The organism is Pseudonocardia sp. P-1 (genome assembly GCF_058111925.1).
In genome coordinates this window covers 1,660,460-1,676,357 of sequence record NZ_CM176614.1, presented here as the reverse complement: position 1 = coordinate 1,676,357, position 15,898 = coordinate 1,660,460, and the positions used below count along the sequence as shown (strand labels likewise).

Sequence of the window (15,898 nt, the reverse complement as noted above, 5' to 3'; positions counted from 1 at the left end):
CACGCGTCCGTCGCGCGGGAACCCCCGCCGCCACGGGCGTCGTCGCCGATCGTGATGAGGAGAACGATGTTCCGCAAGGTGCTGGTGGCCAACCGGGGCGAGATCGCCATCCGGGCGTTCCGGGCCGCGTTCGAGCTGGGTGTCTCGACGGTGGCGGTGTTCCCGTACGAGGACCGCAACTCGCTGCACCGCGCGAAGGCCGACGAGTCCTACCAGATCGGGGAGCCGGGGCACCCGGTCCGCGCCTACCTGTCGGTGGAGGAGGTCATCCGGGCGGCGAAGAAGGCCGGCGCGGACGCGGTCTACCCCGGCTACGGCTTCATGTCGGAGAACCCCGATCTGGCCCGTGCCTGCGCCGAGGAGGGCATCACCTTCGTCGGGCCGCCGACGGAGGTCCTGCACCTGACGGGCAACAAGTTCCGCGCCGTCGCCGCCGCCCGGGAGGCGGGCGTGCCGGTACTGGAGTCCTCCGAGCCGTCCTCGGACGTCGAGGAGCTGCTCGCGGCGGCCGAGAACATCGACTTCCCGATCTTCGTCAAGGCGGTCGCCGGGGGTGGCGGACGCGGGATGCGCCGGGTCACCGAGCCCGGCGACCTGCGTGACGCGATCGAGGCCGCGAGCCGGGAGGCGGAGTCCGCGTTCGGCGACGGCACCGTGTTCCTGGAGCAGGCCGTGGTCAACCCGCGGCACATCGAGGTCCAGATCCTGGCCGACGCCGACGGCAACGTCGTGCACCTGTTCGAGCGCGACTGCTCGGTGCAGCGCCGCCACCAGAAGGTCGTCGAGATCGCCCCGGCCCCGAACCTGGACCCGGAGCTGCGGGACCGGATCTGCGCCGACGCGGTGAACTTCGCGCGGAAGATCGGCTACGTCAACGCGGGGACCGTGGAGTTCCTGCTCGACGAGCGCGGCAAGCACCACTTCATCGAGATGAACCCGCGCATCCAGGTCGAGCACACCGTCACCGAGCAGGTGACCGACCGCGACCTGGTCATCGCCCAGCTGCGGATCGCCTCGGGCATGACGCTGCCGGAGCTGCGGCTGACCCAGGACGACATCACCCTCACCGGTGCGGCGATGCAGACCCGCATCACCACCGAGGACCCGGCCAACGAGTTCCGGCCCGACGTCGGCACGCTGTCGGTCTACCGCTCCCCGGGCGGCCCGGGCGTGCGCCTGGACGGCGGCACCGTGCACGTCGGCGCCGAGGTCTCCGCGCACTTCGACTCGATGCTGGTCAAGCTGACCTGTCACGGCCACGACTTCGCCAACGCCGCCCGGCGTGCCCGTCGCGCGCTGGCCGAGTTCCGGATCCGTGGCGTGGCGACGAACCTGCCGTTCCTCGCCGCCGTGCTGGAGGACGAGGACTTCAAGCAGGGCCGGGTCACCACCAGCTTCATCGAGGAGCGCCCGCACCTGCTCAAGGCCCGTCCGTCGGCCGACCGCGGCTCGCGCATCCTGCAGTACCTGGGCGAGGTCACGGTCAACAAGCCGAACGGCGACCGGCCGCTGGTCGTGGAGCCGGTCGACAAGCTGCCCGCCGGCGTCGACCTGGAGACGCCCGCGCCGGACGGCTCGGCGCAGCTGCTGCGCGAGCTCGGGCCCGAGGGCTTCGCGCGCCGGCTGCGTGAGCAGACCGCGGTCGCGGTCACCGACACGACGTTCCGCGACGCCCACCAGTCGTTGCTGGCGACCCGGATCCGGACCCGGGACCTGGTCGCGGTCGCGCCCTACGTCGCGCGGACCATGCCCGAGCTGCTGTCGCTGGAGTGCTGGGGCGGCGCGACCTACGACGTCGCGCTGCGCTTCCTGGCCGAGGACCCGTGGGACCGGCTCGCCGCGCTCAAGGCCGCGGCGCCGAACATCTGCACCCAGATGCTGCTGCGCGGGCGCAACACCGTCGGTTACACGCCCTACCCGACGGAGGTGACCGACGCCTTCGTGCAGGAGGCGGCGGACACCGGCATGGACATCTTCCGGATCTTCGACGCCCTCAACGACGTCTCCCAGATGCGCCCGGCCATCGACGCCGTCCGGAACACCGGGACGGCGCTGGCCGAGGTCGCGCTCTGCTACACCGCCGACCTGTCCGACCCGGGCGAGAAGCTCTACACCCTGGACTACTACCTGCGTCTGGCCGAGGAGATCGTCGACGCGGGCGCGCACGTCCTGGCCATCAAGGACATGGCCGGCCTGCTGCGCCCGCCCGCGGCGAAGAAGCTGGTCACGGCGCTGCGGGAGCGGTTCGACCTCCCCGTGCACCTGCACACCCACGACACCGCGGGCGGGCAGCTCGCGACGCTGGTCGCGGCGATCGACGCCGGGGTCGACGCCGTCGACGGCGCGGTCGCCTCGATGGCCGGCACCACCAGCCAGCCGTCGCTGTCGGCGCTGGTCGCGGCCACCGACCACACCGACCGCGCGACCGGGCTGAGCCTGACCGCGGTCGGGGACATGGAGCCGTACTGGGAGGCGGTGCGGAAGGTCTACGCGCCGTTCGAGTCCGGCCTCGCCAGCCCCACCGGACGGGTCTACCACCACGAGATCCCCGGCGGGCAGCTGTCGAACCTGCGCCAGCAGGCGATCGCGCTCGGGCTGGGCGACCGGTTCGAGCTGATCGAGGACTGCTACGCCGCCGCGGACCGGATGCTGGGCAGGCTGGTGAAGGTGACGCCGTCGTCGAAGGTCGTCGGTGACCTGGCCCTGCACCTGGTCGGGGCCGGGGTGGACGCCGCGGACTTCGAGAAGGACCCGGCGGGCTTCGACATCCCGGACTCGGTCATCGGGTTCCTGCGCGGTGAGCTGGGCTCGCCGCCCGCGGGCTGGCCGGAGCCGTTCCGGACCCGCGCGCTGGAGGGCCGCAGCCCCGAGGCGGAGAAGGCGGAGCTGTCCATCGAGGACCGTCGCGGGCTGCGTGACGAGCGTCGCCGCACGCTGAACCGGCTGCTGTTCCCCGGCCCGACCAACGACTTCGACAGCCACCGCGAGCAGTACGGCAACACCGCGGTGCTGTCGTCGAAGGACTTCTTCTACGGGCTGGAGGAGGACCTCGAGCACACCGTGGACCTGGAGCCCGGCGTCACCCTGATCATCGAGCTGGAGGCCGTCTCCGAGCCCGACGAGCGCGGCTACCGCACCCTGCTGACCACGCTCAACGGGCAGCTGCGCCCGGTGGCGGTGCGCGACGAGTCGGTCGCGACCGAGGTCAAGGCCGCGGAGAAGGCCGACAAGGGGAACGACGCGCACGTCGCCGCCCCGTTCGCCGGGGTCGTGACGCTGCAGGTCGGCGAGGGCGACACCGTCGACGACGGCCAGACCGTCGCCACCATCGAGGCCATGAAGATGGAGGCGTCGATCACCGCGCACCGGGCCGGCACCGTGAAGCGGCTCGCGATCGGGCAGGTCACCCAGGTCGAGGGCGGGGACCTGCTGGTCGAGCTGGACTGAGCCGCACGGCACGATGGAGCGATGACCAGGCTGATCGCGGGCACGGCGGGCGGACGACGGCTCGCCGTGCCGCCGTCGGGGACCCGGCCGACCTCCGACCGGGTCCGTGAGGCGCTGTTCTCCGCGCTCGACCACGACCCGGGGCTCGGCGGTGCCGCCGTGCTGGACGTGTGCGCCGGGTCGGGCGCGCTCGGGCTGGAGGCGCTGTCGCGGGGCGCGACCGACGCGGTGTTCATCGAGTCGGACAAGCGGGCCGCGGGGGTGCTGCGGCGCAACCTGGCCGCGGTCGGGCTCGGCGGGTCGGTCGTCACCGGGCGGGCCGGGACGGTGCTGGCCGGGCCCGCGCCGCGGGCGTTCGACGTCGTGCTCGTCGACCCGCCCTACGCGGTGCCCGACGACGAGCTCGCGGGCTGGCTGACCGCCGCCGCCACCCACGGCTGGCTCGCGCCCGGTGCGGCGGTCGTCGTCGAGCGGGCGAAGTCGTCGGGTGAGTTCGGCTGGCCCGCCGGGTTCACCGCGGGCCGGTCCCGCCGCTACGGCGACACCGTCCTGCACCACGGCTCGCTCGGGGGCTGAGCCCGGATCAGGCCGCCGGGCCCAGCAGCCGGCCGGGCGTCAGGTCCGGCACCGTCCGGTGTGCCCCGGCGGCGGTCAGCTCCGCGTCCCCGGCCGTCGTCCGGACCCCGACGATGGTGCCCATCCCGGCCGCGACCAGCGAGGACACCCCGGCAACGGAGTCCTCGAACGCGACGCAGCCGGCCGGGTCGGCGTCGAGGCGACGGCACGCGGTGAGGTAGCCCTCCGGGTCCGGCTTGCCGCGCACGACGTCCTCGGCGGTGACGACGAGCTCGACCAGCGGTGCCGCATCGAGCACCTCGCCCAGCACCCGGTCGGCCCAGCCGCGGCGGGCGCTCGTCACCACCGCGAGCCGGTGCCCGCGCCCGGCCAGCGACCGGAGCAGCGCGGGAGCGCCGGGGACGACGTCGACGTCGTCGGCGAGGGCGGAGCCGTGCCCGGCCAGCTGCGCGGCGAGCTCGTCGGGGTCCGCGTCGCGCCACGGCCCGTCGACCTCGCGCAGCGTGTCGGCCGCGCGGCGGCCCATGAACCGGTGCCGGTAGGTCTCGTCGTCGACCTCGGCGCCCCACTCGGCGAAGAACCGGGCCCAGGTCCGGCGGTGCACGTGCTCGCTGCGCACGAGGGTGCCGTCGAGGTCGAACACGACCGGGGCGCCGTCGGGAACGGTGCCCGTCACAGGCGGAACAGCTCGTCGCCGGCGCGGACCGTGTGCCCGGTGGGGGCGCTCACCGAGCCGGCGGGGGAGTCCAGCACGACGACCGGGCAGGTCGGCGCGAGGCCGGCCGCCCGCACGGCGGCGAGGTCCACGGTCAGCACCGGCGCGCCCCGCTCGACCGCGTCGCCCTTCGCGACGTGCGTGGTGAACCCGGCCCCGCCGAGCGAGACCGTGTCGATGCCGACGTGGACCAGGATCCCGGGGCCACCGTCGGCGGTGATCACGAAGGCGTGCGGGTGCAGCGCCGCGACGGTGCCGGCGACCGGGGCCAGCACGACCGCCTCGGTGGCGTCCGCGGGCGGCTCGACGGCCGTCCCGCCGCCGAGCAGCTCGTCGCGGAAGACCGGGTCGGGCACCCCCGCGGGGCCGACCACCGCGCCGTCGACCGGCGCGACGACGGACGTCACAGCAGGTCCCGGACGTCGTCGCAGAGGTTCTCCGCCTCCGGCCCGATCACGACCTGCACGACGGTCCCGGACCGGACCACACCGTGCGCCCCGGCGGCCTTCAACGCCGCGTCGTCGACCAGGCCGGGGTCGCCGACCTCGGTCCGGAGCCGGGTGATGCACGCCTCGATGTCGGTGATGTTCCCGGGTCCGCCCAGCCCCGCCACGATGTCGTCGGCCCTGCTCATAGGAGGTCTCCCTCTGGTCGCAACTGGTTATGACCAGTGTCTTGACAGGGTGTCGTCCAGCCCGCACCCTCACTGGTTATAACCAGACCGTACCGGCTGACGCGACGGCTCCACAACGCCCGCGCACCGGCCCCGGTCGCCGACACCCTCACGAGGAGTGCGAGCCCATGAGCACCTCCACAGCGGAACCGGTACGACGACGGGCCGGGCTGGCCGGCCTGCAGCGTCTCGGCCGGAGCCTGATGCTCCCGATCGCCGTCCTGCCCGCGGCCGGCCTGCTGCTGCGCCTCGGGCAGGACGACCTGCTCGGCGGCGTCGAGGCGCTGAAGCAGCCCGCGGCCGTGCTCGCCGCGGCAGGCGGCGCGCTGTTCGACCACCTGCCGATGATCTTCGCGCTCGGCATCGCGATCGGCTGGGCACGCCGCTCCGACGGGTCCACCGCGCTGGCCGCCCTCGTCGGCTACCTCGTGATGGACGGCGTGTTCACCGCGCTGTCCCCGGTGCTGCTGCCCGGGGTGCTCGACTCGAAGGGCGAGCAGGCCACGATCGACTTCGGGGTGCTGGGCGGCATCGTCGCGGGCCTGGTCGCGGCACTGCTGTGGCAGCGCTTCCACCGCACGACGCTGCCGACCTTCCTCGGCTTCTTCAACGGCCGCCGGCTGGTCCCGATCCTCACCGCCGTGTCGATGATGGTGATCGCGTCGGTCATGAGCCTGGTCTACCCGGTGTTCAACGCCGGGCTGACCGGGCTGGGCAACGCCGTCGGGGAGAACGCCGTCGTCGGCGGCGGGATCTTCGGCCTGGTCAACCGGCTGCTGCTGCCCGTCGGGCTGCACCACATCGTCAACTCGGTCGTCTGGTTCCTCATCGGTGACTTCGACGGCACCCGCGGCGACCTCAACCGCTTCTTCGCCGGTGACCCGACCGCCGGGGCGTTCATGACCGGCTTCTTCCCGATCATGATGTTCGCGCTGCCCGCCGCCGCACTGGCCATCTGGCACGAGGCCCGCCCGGAGCGGCGCAAGCTCGTCGGCGGGATCATGGTGTCGGTCGCGCTGACCTCCTTCGTCACCGGCATCACCGAGCCGCTCGAGTACGCCTTCGTCTACGTGGCGTGGCCGCTGTACCTGATCCACGCGGTGCTCACCGGCACCTCGCTGGCGCTGGTCAACGCGCTCGACATCCACAGCGGGTTCGCCTTCTCCGCCGGTGCGATCGACTACGTCCTCAACTTCGGCCAGGCCACCCGGCCGCTGTGGCTGATCCCGATCGGGCTCGCCTACGCCGTCGTCTACTACGTGCTGTTCCGCTTCGTGATCCGTCGCTGGAACCTGCGCACCCCCGGCCGGGAGGACGACGAGACCACCGGCGCCACGGACACCACCCAGACCACTGGCACCACGGACACCACCCGGACCACCGGCACCGCGGGCAAGGCCGACCGGTGACCGCCGCCGATGAGCAGGAGAGCACCGTGCACACCCGCACCGCCGTCGTCGCGTCCCGGGTGGGGCTGCACGCCCGCCCGGCCGCACTGTTCGCCCGCGCCGCCGCCGCCACCGGGCTGCCCGTCACCGTCGCGACCGACGGGAAGGACCCGGTCGACGCGCGCAGTGTCCTCGGGCTCATGACCCTCGGCGTCGTCTTCGGCGACGAGGTCGTGCTGCGGGCCGACGGCGACGGCGCCCCGGCTGCGCTGGACGGCCTCGTGACGCTGCTCGAGACGGACCACGACGCGTGACGGCAGACCGCATGCTCCGCGGCACCGTGGTCACCGACGGCCGGCTGCTCCCGGACTCGGTCGTCGCGGTCGCGGGGGACCGGATCGTCGCGGTCCTCCCGGCCGCGGCGTACGACGGTCCGCTCCCGCCCGCGTCGTCGTCGCTGCTGCTGCCCGGGCTGGTCGACGTGCACGACCACGGCGGAGCCGGGCACGGCTTCCCGGACGCGACGGCGGCGGGGGCGGCGGCCGCCGTCGCCCACCACCGCGCCCACGGCACGACGACGATCCTCGCCTCGCTGGTCTCCGCCCCGCCGACCGTGCTGGCGGAGCGGATCGCGACGCTGCGCCCGCTCGTCGTCGCCGGGGACCTCGCCGGGATCCACCTGGAGGGCCCGTTCCTGGCCGCCGCGCGGTGCGGCGCGCACGACCCGCGCGCGATCCTCCCGGGCGATCCCGTGCTGCTCGACGAGCTGCTCACCAAGGCCGACGGGGCCGTCGCGTCGGTGACCTACGCGCCGGAGACCGCGCACGCGGCGGACCTGCTCGCGGTGCTCGCCACGCACGGGGTGCTGCCGAGCATCGGCCACACCGACGCCGACGCCCGCACCACCGCGACCGGGATCGCACGGGCGGGCGGCGCGCCGATGAGCGCCACCCACCTGTTCAACGCGATGCCCCCGATGCACCACCGGGCGCCCGGGCCGGTCGCGGCGTGCCTGGCCGCGGCCGCCCGGGGCGAGCTCGTCGTGGAGCTCGTCGCGGACGGGGTGCACCTGTCGCCCGACACCGTCGCCGCGGTGTTCGACCTGGTCGGGCCGGACCGGGTCGCGCTGGTCACCGACGCGATGGCCGCGGCCGGGATGCCCGACGGCCGCTACCACCTGGGCACGATGCAGGTCCGGGTCGACGACGGCGTCGCCCGGATCCCGGACGGGCCCATCGCGGGCGGCACCGCGTGCCTGGTCGACGTCGTGCGCGCCACGGTGCGCGACGCGGGGGTCCGGCTGCAGGATGCGGTGCTCGCCGCGACCCGCACCCCGGCCCGGCTGCTCGGGCTCGACGGCGAGGTCGGGTCGCTGGCCCCGGGCCACCGCGCCGACGTGCTCGTCACCGACGCGGACCTGCGGCCGCAGCAGGTGCTGCGCGCCGGCCTGCCCGTCACCGACGGGGGTGCGTGATGGAGATCGTGGTCCTCGACGACCCGCGGGCCTGCGGGCGGGCGGTCGCCGACGCCGTCGCCGACGTCCTGGCCCGCGGCACCGGCCGGCCGCCGACCCTCGGGCTCGCCACCGGCAGCTCCCCGCTGCCCGCCTACGCCGAGCTGGTCCGCCGCCACCGCGACAAGGGGCTGTCCTTCGCCGGGGCCCGCGCCTTCCTGCTCGACGAGTACCTGGGCCTGCCCGCCGGGCACCCGCAGTCCTACCGCGAGGTCATCCGCCGCGAGCTCACCGACCATCTCGACATCGACCCGGCCGCGGTGCACGCCCCGGACGGCACCCGCGCGGACCCGGCCGAGGCCGCGGCGGACTACGAACGGCTGCTCGCCGCGTGCGGCCCGGTGGACCTGCAGATCCTCGGTATCGGCGGCAACGGGCACATCGGGTTCAACGAGCCCGGCTCGGCGTTCGGCTCGCGCACCCGGGTCGCGACGCTGACCGAGCGGACCCGCGCCGACAACGCCCGCTTCTTCGACCGTCCCGCGGACGTGCCGCACCGGGTGCTCACCCAGGGGCCGGCCACGATCATGGAGGCCCGGCGGATCGTGCTCGTCGCGACCGGGGAGGGCAAGCGCGCGGCCGTGGCGGCGACGGTGTCCGGACCGGTCACGACCGACGTGCCCGCGACCGTGCTGCGCGACCACCCGCACTGCACGCTGGTGCTCGACCGGGCGGCCGCCGGGGACCTGTCCGGGCCCGTCGCGGCCGGGCAGGTCGGCGCACCGGGACGGGGGCGGTAGTGGCTACGGTGGACGGCACCATGAACGGCGAGGTCCGGATCGGCGACGGGGTCGTGCCCAAGCACGAACAGCTCCGCATCCTGCTCGCGGAGACGATCGCGCGGGACTTCGCGCCCGGCGACGCCTTCCCCAGCGAGCGCAGGCTGTGCCTGGACCACGGCGTGAGCCGGGTGACGGTGCGGGCCGCCGTCGGCGAGCTGGAGCGCGACGGGCTGCTGACCCGGGTGCGCGGCAAGGGCACCTACGTCGCGGCCCGCACCGCGCGCTCCCGGCTGCACCTCGCGTCCTTCCACGACGACATGCGCCGGCTCGGGCTGACCCCGACCACGGTCGTCCTCGAGGTCGCGCTCACCACCGGACCGCCGGAGGCCGTCCGCGCGCTCGGCCAGGGCCCCGACGGCAGGTGCTGGCACCTGCGGCGGCTGCGCGTCGCCGACGGGGTGCCGATGTCGATCGACGACGCCTGGTACGACGCCGAACAGGTCCCCGACCTCGAGGTCCACGACCTCAGCGGCTCGGTCTACGGGATCCTGCAGGAGCACTACCGGCTCCCCATCGACCGCGCCGAGCAGACCGTCGCCGCCCAGCAGGCCGACGAGGCCTCGGCGGTCCTGCTCGGGATCCCCGCCGGGCACCCGATCCTGGTGTTCGACCGGACCTCCAGCTCCGGTGACCGGCCGGTCGAGTACACCGTGTCGCGCTACCGCGGTGACCGCTACGAGCTGCACATGTCGCTGGACCGCAGCTGGGCCTGACCGGTGATCACCGGCTGATAGGTTCCGGCCATGCCCGAGGTCCGTCGCGCCGTCTGCCCCGGTTCCTACGACCCGCCGACGGTCGGTCACCTCGACGTCATCGCCCGCACCGCGGCGCTGTTCGACGAGGTGTTCGTCGCGATCCTGGTGAACCCCCGCAAGGAGGGGCTGTTCTCCGTCGACGAGCGCGTCGCGATGCTCACCGAGATCACCGCGGATTTGCCGGGCGTGCGGGTCGAGTCGTTCCAGGGGCTCGTCGTCGACTACTGCCGCGAGCGCGGCGCCCAGGCGATGGTCAAGGGCCTGCGCGGGGCGACGGACTACGACTACGAGCTCCCGATGGCGCACATGAACCGGCACCTGACCGGGGTCGAGACGCTGTTCCTGCCCGGTGCGCCCGGTCAGGTCTACGTGTCGAGCTCACTGGTCAAGGAGGTCGCCCGCGGCGGCGGCGACGTCACCGCGTTCCTCCCGCCGAGCGTGCACACCCGGCTTCTGGACCGGCTCGCCTGACACGCGGGAGCGGCGCCCAATAACGGGTCCGCGCCCGTGACGGTGAGAGGATCCGTCGCGTGTACCGGGTCTTCGAGTCGCTGGACGCGCTGGTGACGATCGTCGAGGAGGCGCGCAGCGTCCCGATGACGTCGAACTGCGTGGTCCCGCGCGGCGACGTGCTGGAGCTCCTCGACGACGTCCGCGAGGCGATCCCGGGCGAGATGGACGACGCCCAGGACGTGCTCGACCGGCGCGACGACGTCGTGTCCGAGGCCGAGCGCGAGGCGGAGGAGACCCGGACCGCGGCGAACTCCGAGGCCGAGGAGACGCTGCAGAACGCGCGCACCGAGGCCGAACGGCTCGTCGCCGAGGCGCAGGAGGAGGCCGGGCGCACCCTGGCCGAGGCCCGCCACGAGGCGGAGCGCGTGGTCGCCGAGGGCCGCCGCCAGTACGCCGAGGTCACCGACCGGGCCCGGGACGAGGCCGAGCGGATGAGCCACGCCGGCCGGGCCGCGCACGACCGGCTCATCGCCGACGGGCAGAACGAGCAGACCCGGCTGGTGTCCCAGACCGAGGTCGTCCGCTCCGCGCACGCCGAGGCCGGCCGGATCGTCGACGGCGCACACGCCGAGGCCGACCGGCTGCGCCGGGAGTGCGACGACTACGTCGACACCACCCTGGGCGAGCTGGAGACCACCCTGAACAACGCGCTCGGCGTCGTCGGGCGCGGGCGCAGCCAGATCTGGCGCGGCCAGTACGGCCCGAACTACGGCGGCGGACGGCCCCCGGAGCCGGGCCGCACCGGCACCGGGATGGACCTGATCGACTGACGGCCGCGGCGGCTCGGGCGGTCCCGGCCGGGCATCGACGCGGCGCTCACCCCGGGTCCACCGAGCCGCGGAGCCGGAGCGCGGCCCCGGCGGCACCCGCGACCGACATCACCACGACCACACCGCACAGGACCGAGGCCACCGGCGCCAGGCCCCACACGTCGACCGCGGCTCCCGCGAGCAGGCTCGCCACGGCGGCCGCGAGGTAGCAGTACAGGTAGACCGCGGCGAGGGTGCCGGCGCGCGTGCCCTCCGGGCTCCGGTCGAGCAGGACCCGGATCGCGCCGGCGAACGCGACACCGAACCCGGCCCCGGCCGCGACCGCGGCGGCGAGGTAGGCGGCGAAGTTCCCGAGGGCGATCGCGACGACGAACCCGGCGGTGCCGGCCGCCAGCACGACGGCCCCACCGGTCAGCGCGCGTGCGGCGGGCAGCCGGGCGGCCGCGAGCCCCGCCGCCGGTCCCGCGAGGTGGTAGAAGGCGACGGCCAGGGCGCCGCTGAACAGGTCGTCGCGGCCCAGGACGGAGGCCGCGAGCGACGGGGCCAGCGCCTGGGTGAACCCGCCGAGGACGTAGGTCGCCGCGACGACGACACACACCATCGGGAACAGTCGGCGCGCGGCGCGGGGCACCCGGACCTCCGGCCGCAGCGACCGCAGCGCCCCGGGCCGCCGGACCGCGGTCTCCGGCAGCAGGGCGAGCGCCGCGGCGGCCACGACGAGCAGTCCCGCTGCGACGACGAAGGACCGGACGGGTGCGCCGTCCGGCGCGAGCTGCACCGCGGCTCCGGAGGCGAGCGCGCCGAGCGCGATGCCGCCCGGCGGCGCGCCGCTCGTGATCGCCCCGGCCGGCCCGGGACGCGCCGGAGGCGCCAGGTCGACGACGAAGCCGCCGAGCGCGGCCAGCGCGAGCCCCACCGACACTCCCTGGACCGCCCGCCCGATGATCAACGGTGCGGACGAGTCGACGGTGGCGAGCACCAGGCACGCCACCGCGCCGACGATCAGTGCGGGCACCGCCACCCGGCGCCGGCCCACGTGGTCGGACAGGCTGCCGCAGCACAGCAGGGCCACCAGCAGCGGCACGACGTAGACGGCGAACGCCCCGGTGAGCGCGACCGTCGAGATGCCGTAGGACCGCTGGTAGACGACGTAGAGCGGGGCCGGCACCCCGGCCGCGGCGCAGACCACCACGAAGGACACCGATGCCGTGGCGAAGGCCAGCGGGAGCGATCGGGGCCGGAGCACCGGTCTCAGGTCGCCGGGACGACGGACAGCGGAGCAGCGAGGATCACCGTCCGAGACTAGGCGTTCCGGATCGGCGTCCGGGACCGGAGGGCCCGCGGCGCACCGTCCGGCGCCGGGGCCGACCGGGCCGCCGTGCCCTCAGCCCTGCTGCGCCGCCCACTCCTCGACCCGGCGCGCGCTCTCCTCCGGCGACAGGTCCTCCACCCGGGTCATCACCGCCCACCGCACCCCGTACGGGTCGACGACCGAGCCGAACCGGTCCCCGGACACGAACGTCGAGACCGGCTCGCGCACCGTCGACCCGGCCTCGACCAGCGTCGCGACGGCCGCGTCCACGTCGGGTACGTACACCGCGAGCGACAGCGACACCGGGTGGTCACCCGCCGGGGCGGCGACGAGGCCGTAGTCGGGCATCGCGTCGGAGACGGTGAACCGGCCGGCCGCCAGCTCCAGCTCGGCGTGCCCGACCATCCCGCCCATCTCGGTGACCGAGAGCACCCGGGCCCCGAAGGCGGCGCAGTAGAGTTCGATCGCCGCGCGGGCGGGCGATGCCACCAGGTGCGGGGTGAGTGAGGTGACCCCGTGCGGACGGCCGTCGGTGGTGTGGGCGCCGGTGACACTGCTCGTGAGCTCCATGCGACGAGTCTCCCCGCCCCGCGACGGCGCGGATTGAACATTGCCGACAGGGGGTTGGTCGATGACCGTCGAGTCGCGCGGACACCTCAACCCGGGTGCCCCCGAGGTCGCGCTCGACCGGGCGCCCATCGGGCTCGACGACCTCGTCCGGTGGGTGTGGACCGCCCGCTGGGACGTCCCGCCGGGGCGCACGGTGCGCCAGCGGGTGCTGCAGTACCCGGCGTTCAACCTCGTCACCGACCCGGTCACCGCGACGCTGCACGGGCCGCGCACCGGCGTCGACATCCGGGAGCTGGCCGGGCGGTCGTGGGTCGTCGGCGTCCTGCTGCGGCCCGGCGCGACCCCGCTGTTCACGGCCACCGCACCCGCCGCGCTGCGCGGGACCGCCGAGGAGGTCCGCGGCGCGCCGGTGGCGGAGCTCACCGCGGCCGTGGCGGCCGGCGACCCGGCCGCGACGGTGCGGGACTGGCTCGCCCCGCTGGCGGACCGGGTCACCGACGCCGGACGCCTGGTCAACCGGGCCTGCGCGTTGGCCGAGTCCCGCGCCGACGTCCTGCGCGCCGACCAGCTCGCCGAGCTCGTCGGTGTCGCACCGCGGACCCTGGAACGCCTGGTCCGCGGCCACGTCGGACTGACCCCGCTGTGGCTGATCGAGTGCCGTCGTCTGCAGCACGCCGCCGCGGTGCTCCGGACCGACCCGGGCACCGCACTGGCCGGGCTGGCCGCCGATCTCGGCTACGCCGACCAGGCCCACTTCACCCGTCGTTACCGGGCGGTGCTCGGCGAGACGCCCGGCGCGACCCGGCAGGCGGCCCGCGCGGCCGGGTGATCACGGGTACCGCTGCGACACAAGGTGCTTCACCACGCGCAGTCGCTGTGGTCGGATACGCCGGACGCAGGAATCCAGGTCACCCGCCGTACTACCCTCCCGCGCATGGCACGCCGGCCCGAACCCGACCCGACGACCTGGTGGGCACGCTACGGGCACCGGCTGGAAGGACCCCCTGTGACGAACCCGGCGCAGCCCCCGGCCGAGGTCCCGGCTCCCGACGCCCCGCGGCCCGAGCTCCCACGCTCCGAGGCCCCGCGCGGGAACCCCGGGGCGGCCGCGGACCTGCGTGAGGACACCATGCTGCGCGCGCGGCCCGACCGGCCGCGCACCGGATGGCGGCGCGCCCTCTACGACGTCACCGGCGGCCGTGTGAACCCCGGCCCGAGCGACGCCGAGGAGCTCCGCTCCGGGCTGCTGAACCGGGTCCGCGCGCCGCTGGCCGGGGCGCACCGGGTGGCGGTCATGTCGGTGAAGGGCGGCGTCGGCAAGACCACGGTCGCGGCCTGCCTCGGACAGGCGCTGGCCGAGCACCGCGGGGACCGGGCCGTCGTCCTCGACGCCAACCCCGACGCCGGGACGCTCGCCGACCGCCTCACCGGCGACTCCCGGATCACCGTCCGCGAGCTGCTGAACGATCTGGACTCGGTCGGCACCTGGACCGACGTGTCCCGCTACACCAGCCTCGCCGGGCGCCTGCAGGTCCTGGCCTCGGAGCAGGACCCCGCCTCGGGTGAGGCGTTCTCCCGCGACGAGTACGAGCGCGTGGTCGACCTCCTGGGCCGCTTCTTCAACATCATCATCACCGACTCCGGCACCGGGATGGTGCACTCCACGATGCAGGGCACCCTCGCGCGCGCCGACTCGGTCGTCGTGGTCGGGGCCCCGACCGTCGACGGCGCGGGCCGGGCCAGCAAGACGCTGGACTGGCTGGTCGCACACGGCCACGGCGACCTCGTCCGCGACGCGGTGGTCGTGCTGTCCTGCGACCGGCGCAGCGCCGAGGTCGACGCCGCGCGGATCCGCGAGCACTTCGCCCAGCGGGTGCGCGGCGTCGTCGAGGTCCCGCACGACCCGCACCTGGCCACCGGCGGCCGGGTCGACCCGGCCCGGCTCCGCCCGGCGACCGCGGACGCGTTCCTGGAGCTGGGCGCCCTGGTCGCCGACGCGTTCGACGTGCGACGACGCGACTGAACGGGCCGCGTACGCTGGTCCGCGAGATGAACACCGCGCGCAGCCAGAACCGTCCCGACGACAACCCCTGGGTCCTCTCCACCCGTGAGCTGGCCCGCCGCCCCGGTAACCAGCGCACCGTGGCCCGTACGGTCCCCGCGCCGTCGGGCGACGCCGAGATCGGCCTGACCGGGGTGATCACCGTCCCCGGCGGGTCCGACGTCGAGCTCGACGTGTCCCTGGAGTCGGTGACCGAGGGCGTCTACGTCTCCGGCACGGCCGATGCCCGGCTGGCGGGGGGGTGCTCGCGCTGCCTGGAGCCGATCGGTGAGGACGTGCAGGTCCGGATCGGCGAGCTGTTCGCCTACCCGGACTCGGTCACCGAGGAGACCACCGACGCCGACGAGATCCCGCGCCTGGTCGACGAGCGCATCGACCTCACCCAGACCGTGCGCGACGCGATCGTCACCGAGCTCCCGATGGCGCCCCTGTGCCGCGAGGACTGCCCCGGTCTGTGCGTCGAGTGCGGCGAGAGGTGGGCCGATCTCCCGTCGGATCACGGGCATGAGACACTGGATCCTCGTTGGGCGGCGCTCCGTGAGCGCCTGCCCTCCACCGACTGAGCGGCGGCTCCACATGAGCCCGCTCCCCGGTGGGCAGACCTGATCGTTCGAAGTACCGAGGAGTGTCATCATGGCCGTTCCCAAGCGCCGGATGTCGCGGTCGAACACGCGTGCGCGCCGGTCGCAGTGGAAGGCCACTGCGCCGACCCTGGTCGCCTGCTCGAACCGCGCCTGCCGTGAGCCGAAGCTGCAGCACATCGCCTGCCCGACCTGTGGGCAGTACGACGGCCGTCAGGTCACCAGCCCGGCCTGATCGCAG

Annotated in this window: 18 protein-coding genes; 13 read left to right on the top strand and 5 right to left on the bottom strand. The window is 74.7% G+C overall.

Features of this window, described 5'->3' with window-relative positions:
• The first annotated feature begins 66 nt into the window (after positions 1-66).
• Entirely contained in the window at positions 67-3,447 is a 3,381-nt protein-coding gene (locus AC0GKK_RS08070; protein WP_489883506.1) for a pyruvate carboxylase, read from the top strand.
• 21 nt (positions 3,448-3,468) lie between these two features.
• Positions 3,469-4,023, top strand: coding sequence for a 16S rRNA (guanine(966)-N(2))-methyltransferase RsmD (gene rsmD / locus AC0GKK_RS08065; RefSeq protein ID WP_208821105.1), 555 nt, complete (start codon positions 3,469-3,471; stop codon positions 4,021-4,023).
• 7 nt (positions 4,024-4,030) lie between these two features.
• Here rsmD and AC0GKK_RS08060 read toward each other — a convergent pair whose 3' ends face one another.
• From AC0GKK_RS08060 to AC0GKK_RS08050, 3 genes are read right to left on the bottom strand one after another with little or no spacing between them, the layout of a single operon-like run.
• On the bottom strand, positions 4,031-4,699 hold the full coding sequence (locus AC0GKK_RS08060; RefSeq protein ID WP_489883505.1) for an HAD family hydrolase: 669 nt from the start codon (positions 4,697-4,699) through the stop codon (positions 4,031-4,033).
• Positions 4,696-5,145, bottom strand: a complete 450-nt coding sequence (locus AC0GKK_RS08055; RefSeq protein WP_073578206.1) for a PTS sugar transporter subunit IIA — start codon at positions 5,143-5,145, stop codon at positions 4,696-4,698. The genes AC0GKK_RS08060 and AC0GKK_RS08055 overlap by 4 nt, the downstream gene beginning before the upstream one ends.
• Positions 5,142-5,372, bottom strand: a complete 231-nt coding sequence (locus AC0GKK_RS08050; protein WP_020626212.1) for a PTS sugar transporter subunit IIB — start codon at positions 5,370-5,372, stop codon at positions 5,142-5,144. Before AC0GKK_RS08050 ends, AC0GKK_RS08055 begins: the two co-directional genes overlap by 4 nt.
• Before the next feature lie 167 nt (positions 5,373-5,539).
• Here AC0GKK_RS08050 and AC0GKK_RS08045 point away from each other — a divergent pair, with 167 nt between their 5' ends.
• From AC0GKK_RS08045 to AC0GKK_RS08015, 7 genes are read left to right on the top strand one after another with little or no spacing between them, the layout of a single operon-like run.
• A complete protein-coding gene (locus AC0GKK_RS08045) occupies positions 5,540-6,820 on the top strand; it encodes a PTS transporter subunit EIIC (RefSeq protein WP_489883504.1) in 1,281 nt (426 codons plus the stop codon).
• 26 nt (positions 6,821-6,846) lie between these two features.
• Positions 6,847-7,113 (top strand): HPr family phosphocarrier protein, encoded by a 267-nt coding sequence (locus AC0GKK_RS08040; RefSeq protein WP_062404348.1) that lies wholly within the window; start codon positions 6,847-6,849, stop codon positions 7,111-7,113.
• Positions 7,110-8,273: an N-acetylglucosamine-6-phosphate deacetylase gene (locus tag AC0GKK_RS08035; protein ID WP_253068168.1), complete on the top strand. Its 1,164-nt coding sequence runs from the start codon at positions 7,110-7,112 to the stop codon at positions 8,271-8,273. Before AC0GKK_RS08040 ends, AC0GKK_RS08035 begins: the two co-directional genes overlap by 4 nt.
• On the top strand, positions 8,273-9,052 hold the full coding sequence (locus tag AC0GKK_RS08030) for a glucosamine-6-phosphate deaminase (RefSeq protein ID WP_489883503.1): 780 nt from the start codon (positions 8,273-8,275) through the stop codon (positions 9,050-9,052). Before AC0GKK_RS08035 ends, AC0GKK_RS08030 begins: the two co-directional genes overlap by 1 nt.
• 20 nt (positions 9,053-9,072) lie before the next feature.
• Positions 9,073-9,807 carry a GntR family transcriptional regulator gene (locus AC0GKK_RS08025; RefSeq protein WP_489883502.1) on the top strand — a complete coding sequence of 245 codons (735 nt, stop codon included), beginning with the start codon at positions 9,073-9,075 and terminating at the stop codon, positions 9,805-9,807.
• Positions 9,808-9,837: 30 nt separating this feature from the next.
• The gene (coaD, locus tag AC0GKK_RS08020) at positions 9,838-10,320 is read left to right on the top strand and encodes a pantetheine-phosphate adenylyltransferase (RefSeq protein WP_073578201.1); all 483 of its coding nucleotides are present in this window, start codon (positions 9,838-9,840) and stop codon (positions 10,318-10,320) included.
• 59 nt (positions 10,321-10,379) lie between these two features.
• Positions 10,380-11,132 (top strand): DivIVA domain-containing protein, encoded by a 753-nt coding sequence (locus tag AC0GKK_RS08015; RefSeq protein WP_062400965.1) that lies wholly within the window; start codon positions 10,380-10,382, stop codon positions 11,130-11,132.
• A 46-nt stretch (positions 11,133-11,178) separates the two neighbouring features.
• On the opposite strand, the gene AC0GKK_RS08010 is transcribed toward AC0GKK_RS08015, so the two are convergent.
• Positions 11,179-12,378 carry an MFS transporter gene (locus AC0GKK_RS08010; protein ID WP_489883501.1) on the bottom strand — a complete coding sequence of 400 codons (1,200 nt, stop codon included), beginning with the start codon at positions 12,376-12,378 and terminating at the stop codon, positions 11,179-11,181.
• A 138-nt stretch (positions 12,379-12,516) separates the two neighbouring features.
• Complete coding sequence (locus AC0GKK_RS08005; RefSeq protein WP_405418655.1) at positions 12,517-13,014, bottom strand: VOC family protein; 498 nt, start codon at positions 13,012-13,014, stop codon at positions 12,517-12,519.
• Between the two features lie 61 nt (positions 13,015-13,075).
• Here AC0GKK_RS08005 and AC0GKK_RS08000 point away from each other — a divergent pair, with 61 nt between their 5' ends.
• The 4 genes from AC0GKK_RS08000 (at position 13,076) to rpmF (ending at position 15,892) form a co-directional block, all read left to right on the top strand.
• Positions 13,076-13,843: an AraC family transcriptional regulator gene (locus tag AC0GKK_RS08000; protein WP_489883500.1), complete on the top strand. Its 768-nt coding sequence runs from the start codon at positions 13,076-13,078 to the stop codon at positions 13,841-13,843.
• Positions 13,844-13,948: 105 nt separating this feature from the next.
• The gene (locus AC0GKK_RS07995; RefSeq protein ID WP_489883499.1) at positions 13,949-15,037 is read left to right on the top strand and encodes a MinD/ParA family ATP-binding protein; all 1,089 of its coding nucleotides are present in this window, start codon (positions 13,949-13,951) and stop codon (positions 15,035-15,037) included.
• A 26-nt stretch (positions 15,038-15,063) separates the two neighbouring features.
• A complete protein-coding gene (locus AC0GKK_RS07990) occupies positions 15,064-15,639 on the top strand; it encodes a YceD family protein (protein ID WP_489883498.1) in 576 nt (191 codons plus the stop codon).
• A gap of 70 nt (positions 15,640-15,709) precedes the next feature.
• Positions 15,710-15,892, top strand: coding sequence for a 50S ribosomal protein L32 (gene rpmF / locus AC0GKK_RS07985; protein ID WP_020626225.1), 183 nt, complete (start codon positions 15,710-15,712; stop codon positions 15,890-15,892).
• Positions 15,893-15,898 lie beyond the last annotated feature (6 nt).

What these genes read in the sequence shown, in the direction of transcription:
- AC0GKK_RS08025 (WP_489883502.1), top strand. Translation starts at nt 9,073, where the DNA reads ATGAACGGCGAGGTCCGGATCGGCGACGGGGTCGTGCCCAAGCACGAA.
- AC0GKK_RS07995 (WP_489883499.1), top strand. Translation starts at nt 13,949, where the DNA reads ATGGCACGCCGGCCCGAACCCGACCCGACGACCTGGTGGGCACGCTAC.
- rsmD (WP_208821105.1), top strand. Translation starts at nt 3,469, where the DNA reads ATGACCAGGCTGATCGCGGGCACGGCGGGCGGACGACGGCTCGCCGTG.
- AC0GKK_RS08070 (WP_489883506.1), top strand. Translation starts at nt 67, where the DNA reads ATGTTCCGCAAGGTGCTGGTGGCCAACCGGGGCGAGATCGCCATCCGG.
- AC0GKK_RS08045 (WP_489883504.1), top strand. Translation starts at nt 5,540, where the DNA reads ATGAGCACCTCCACAGCGGAACCGGTACGACGACGGGCCGGGCTGGCC.
- coaD (WP_073578201.1), top strand. Translation starts at nt 9,838, where the DNA reads ATGCCCGAGGTCCGTCGCGCCGTCTGCCCCGGTTCCTACGACCCGCCG.
- AC0GKK_RS08030 (WP_489883503.1), top strand. Translation starts at nt 8,273, where the DNA reads ATGGAGATCGTGGTCCTCGACGACCCGCGGGCCTGCGGGCGGGCGGTC.
- AC0GKK_RS08000 (WP_489883500.1), top strand. Translation starts at nt 13,076, where the DNA reads ATGACCGTCGAGTCGCGCGGACACCTCAACCCGGGTGCCCCCGAGGTC.
- AC0GKK_RS08005 (WP_405418655.1), bottom strand. Translation starts at nt 13,014, where the DNA reads ATGGAGCTCACGAGCAGTGTCACCGGCGCCCACACCACCGACGGCCGT.
- AC0GKK_RS07990 (WP_489883498.1), top strand. Translation starts at nt 15,064, where the DNA reads ATGAACACCGCGCGCAGCCAGAACCGTCCCGACGACAACCCCTGGGTC.
- rpmF (WP_020626225.1), top strand. Translation starts at nt 15,710, where the DNA reads ATGGCCGTTCCCAAGCGCCGGATGTCGCGGTCGAACACGCGTGCGCGC.
- AC0GKK_RS08050 (WP_020626212.1), bottom strand. Translation starts at nt 5,372, where the DNA reads ATGAGCAGGGCCGACGACATCGTGGCGGGGCTGGGCGGACCCGGGAAC.